Annotated in this window: 2 protein-coding genes; both read left to right on the top strand. The window is 38.0% G+C overall.

Annotated features, from left to right (window positions below):
* Positions 1–817 precede the first annotated feature (817 nt).
* A complete protein-coding gene (locus tag AB7U21_RS11305; protein ID WP_428389134.1) occupies positions 818–1,576 on the top strand; it encodes a polysaccharide deacetylase family protein in 759 nt (252 codons plus the stop codon).
* A gap of 151 nt (positions 1,577–1,727) precedes the next feature.
* The gene (locus tag AB7U21_RS11310; RefSeq protein ID WP_428389136.1) at positions 1,728–3,212 is read left to right on the top strand and encodes an oligosaccharide flippase family protein; all 1,485 of its coding nucleotides are present in this window, start codon (positions 1,728–1,730) and stop codon (positions 3,210–3,212) included.
* Positions 3,213–3,553: the final 341 nt, after the last annotated feature.

Below are 3,553 nucleotides of genomic sequence, written 5' to 3' on the forward strand. Positions count from 1 at the left end.
AGAATGGTAATAGGATCAATGTCGGCAGATACGGTAATACCGAAGAGGCATCTAAAAGTGTTTCTTCGGCTCCGGTACAAGATAGTGAACCCATCGCCAAAGCTGGTCCTGATATTAACAACATTTTGTTCCACAGGTTAAAGAGATTGTATATGGTAATGCATTTATGAAAATGGGTTTCCTGAGCCTTATCGAGTACATTTCATTCTGACCTTGTTTATTTTTATATTGGATAACGCATGCTAAATTGCAGCATGTGCCTTGTACGAACACAGTTTTTTCATTGAGGGATGTTTAAAAGTCTGAATAGGTTTAAATATAGAAAAGACATTGAAATATATTTAGTAAATAATTCTTATACAAATTGGTATGCTCTTGAATTGTTGGATATGGCTTGCAAATGAGAAACTATGCAAAAAATATGTTTGGGTCAGGTTCAGTTCATATAACAAATCGACAAGAAAGATATGGCGGGGAATGTTCGGTATAAATGTGTCCAGAGAGAAATAAAGTGATATCGTCCAATATCAAGAAAGTAGAAAATATCATTCAGAGCATGCATGCAGATTCTGAGATATGGGATATTTTCACAAAAAGAGAAGAATATACCCCATCCTGTTTAGATCGATATGACAGATTTCCTTACTATTTGAGCAAATACAGAAATGTAATGCAGCCTGTTGTATCACAATACTTGATAGAAAAGGGTCTGCAACCTGAATATCCTGACGGGAAAAGATTTGCGATTTGCTTAACCCATGATATAGACGTATTGACAATGGGCGTAAAGCACCACCTCTTGAATTCTGGAATGTCAGTGATAAAAGGAAACTTAAGGAATGGTGTTCAGCACTTTTTGTACGCTCTGGATAAAAAAAAGCATCCCTACTGGAATTTTCGACAGATCATGGAACTGGAAGAAAAGTACGGTGGAAAATCGAGTTTCTATTTCCTTGCACTGAAACCTGGTGAAAGGGACTTCAATTATGACCTTGAAGAAGTTGCTTCTGAGATAAAGTACATAAGGGACCGTGGATGGGAAGTAGGCCTGCACGGTGGTCATGGGTCCTATCTGAGTCTTGATGATCTAGTACAAAAAAAGAAGATGTTGGAAAGTGCCCTTGAAAAAGAGGTTGTTGGCTTCAGGAACCATTTCCTGAGATTCAGAATACCAGATACATGGGAACTGCTCAGCAAGGCAGGTTTTAAGTACGATACCACTTTCGGATATGCAGATACTGTGGGATTCAGGAACGGAATGTGCCATCCATTCAAACCTTTCGATCTGATCACTGGCAAAGAGATAGATTTGATCGAAATTCCGCTTGTAATAATGGACTGTACACTTTTAGGAGATTACATGAGGCTGGATCACGAAAGAGCATGGGATATCACGCGGCAGTTGATCGATACAGTAGAGCAATGCAGAGGTGTGATCACGATCCTCTGGCACAACGCCTATATGCAAGATGATAATCTCCGATTTTATGAAAGGTTATTGGAATACGGTTATGAGAAAAAAGCCTGGATGACCAGCGCAGAGAACATTTTCTGGTGGTATGATCATAGTGCCTGACAGGTCAGGATATTGAAAAAGGCTATATGAAAAGTGTGATGCTTCTAAGATAAATCATAGTGGGGCCATTTTGATACTGGTGATAAAGACACAGATACTGAAAAGATTTCAGTGGGATCGTTACTCAATTAAATAAAATACTGGTTCGAATATGTGTACGAAGAAAGGCAGTTTTATATCAGACGTTCTCATACTGGTCGGAGGAACGACCTTTGCACAAATAGTTGGAATACTTGCTTATCCTATGCTGACCCGGCTTTATGGACCCGAAGATTTTGGAACATGGGCCATATTCATTTCTATCACAGGCATTGTTAGCACAATTGCATGCATGCGGTATGAACTGGCTATATTGCTACCGGAGTCAGATGATGACGCCATTAATATTCTGGGTTTGAGTTTATTAATAGCCTTATTCATCACAATTTTAACTGTCCCATTGCTATTCATTTTCAAAGAAACACTTATCTTATCCCTTAATTCACCCCAGCTTGAGAACTATCTGTGGCTATCTCCACCGTTCATATTTATCAGCACTGTTTTCCTTGCCCTGAACTATTGGAATTCTAGGAACAAGAATTTCAAAAGACTTTCTCTTGCCAAGGTATACAATTCCCTTTCGACCATCGGGATACAAATAACTTCAGGTATTGCAGGTTATTTTGCAGGAGGTGGTCTTCTGCTGGGCAGTATTACCGGGCAATCCGTTTCAACTATTGTACTCAGCAGCCAGGTTTGGAAGAGTGATAAAGCAAGTATTAAAACTCGGATCAGTTTTAAAAGAATGTATGCTATGGCTAAAAGGTATAGGAAATTTCCGTTGATTGAAAGCTGGGCAGCTCTAATGAACGTAGTTTCATGGCAGTTGCCCACATTTCTGCTTGCTTCATTTTTCTCACCTGCGGTTGCAGGGTTTTATGCCTTGGGCTTCCGTCTTCTGCAGCTACCCATGAACTTGATAGGGAGTTCCATTTCAGATGTTTTTTTCCAAAGGGCTTCTATAGCCAGATATGAAGGCACTCTTGACTCTCTTGTTGAGAATGTCCTTAGGATCCTGATCATCGTGAGCCTGTTCCCTATATCGATCCTCACTATTGCTGGTAGTGATCTTTTTTATGTGTTTTTCGGGCAAGAATGGGTAGAAGCAGGAGTATACGCTCAGATACTGGGCATCTGGGCTTTTGTTTGGTTCATATCTTCACCACTAAGCGCAATATTCTCAGTTATGGAAATACAACAATATGAGTTGACATTTAATTTTCTGAACATTATCACAAGATTATTGTCGCTTGTAATAGGCGGCTTCATGGGAAGTGCTAGAATAGCCTTACTTCTCTTCTCTATATCGGGAGTGCTGGTATATGGATATTTTTTGTGGAGGATTCTGATCTATTCAGGTATCGAAACTTTTAAATTGATAAAAATAATTTCGTCAAATTTTATACTATTCATCCCGGCAGGAATTGTCCTCCTTATCGTTAAATTGTTATCAGCAGATCAACTGTTGGTGGCCCTTCTTTCAATAATACTAATATGTTTATATTATTTCCACCTTCTAAAAACGGATGAATTTTTGAATAAAATAGTTAACTATCCACATGTAGTTAAAAAAATGTCCGATCTTATAAAAAAGTAAGGCCTATAATTTGGAAGCTGTTGAAATTGAGAAGAAAGTATACCCCATAGAGAATCTACATTGTGAGTTTAACTCCTCTTGGTTCATATAGGTTTATATTGCAGTATCCTACAATTCGTTCCAATTTTTGCTGGAATACGGGAATATCACATTTGTAGATATTATAGTTATTAGCTGTTCCTTTAAAAGTTATAATGTTGACATCAGAACCTATTGAATGTGATTTTAGCATTTATATGTTACAAACCAAGGGTTTTTAACTATAAGTGCACTTCTCCTTGAAGAAATTCCAGAAGTGCAATTATATTTTTATGTTCATAAATATTATATCTGTGTCCAGA

Origin of the sequence: Methanomethylovorans sp. (assembly GCF_050177135.1) — an archaeon.
Taxonomy (GTDB): Archaea; Halobacteriota; Methanosarcinia; order Methanosarcinales; family Methanosarcinaceae; genus Methanomethylovorans.